1 protein-coding gene is annotated in these 610 nt (G+C 65.4%); it reads right to left on the bottom strand.

Going from position 1 to position 610, the window contains the following annotated elements:
- The coding region (locus JXQ94_RS13910; RefSeq protein WP_421924389.1) for an Ig-like domain-containing protein at positions 1 to 610 on the bottom strand (610 nt) is incomplete at both ends.

Raw genomic sequence — 610 nt, forward strand, 5'->3', positions numbered from 1 at the left:
TGGTCGCCGAGAAGCTCGATGCCGCACCATTGCCGACCGAGAAGTCGCCGATGGCGAAGCCCGTGACCGCTTCCGAGAAGGTCGCGGTGATTGTGAAGGCGCCAGAGACCGGATCGGCAGACCCAGTCGAGAGGGCTACGGTCGGCCCGGTCTCGTCATTTTCGATCGAGAACTGCGTCGCGGCGACATTCCCATTGCCGGCGCTATCTTGAGCGGCGGCGGCGGCCACATCGACCGTCACCGTGCCGTCGGCGGCCGGGGTGATCGTAGCGGTGTAGACCGTCGCACTGGTCGCCGAGAAGTTCGACGCCGCACCATTGCCGACCGAGAGATCGCCAATGGCGAAGCCTGTGACCGCTTCCGAGAAGGTCGCGGTGATTGTGAAGGCGCCGGAGACCGGATCGGCAGAGCCGGTTGTCAGGGCTACGGTCGGCGACGTCTCGTCATTTTCGATCGAGAACTGCGTCGCCGCTGTATTGCCATTACCGGCGCTGTCCTGGGCGGCGCTGCCTGCGACATCAACCGTCACCGTGCCATCAGCCGCCGGGGTGATCGTGGCGGTGTAGACCGTCGCACTGGTCGCCGAGAAGTTCGACGCCGCACCATTGCC

Origin of the sequence: Maricaulis maris (assembly GCF_049116555.1) — a bacterium.
In the GTDB taxonomy this organism is placed as follows: Bacteria; Pseudomonadota; Alphaproteobacteria; order Caulobacterales; family Maricaulaceae; genus Maricaulis; species Maricaulis maris_C.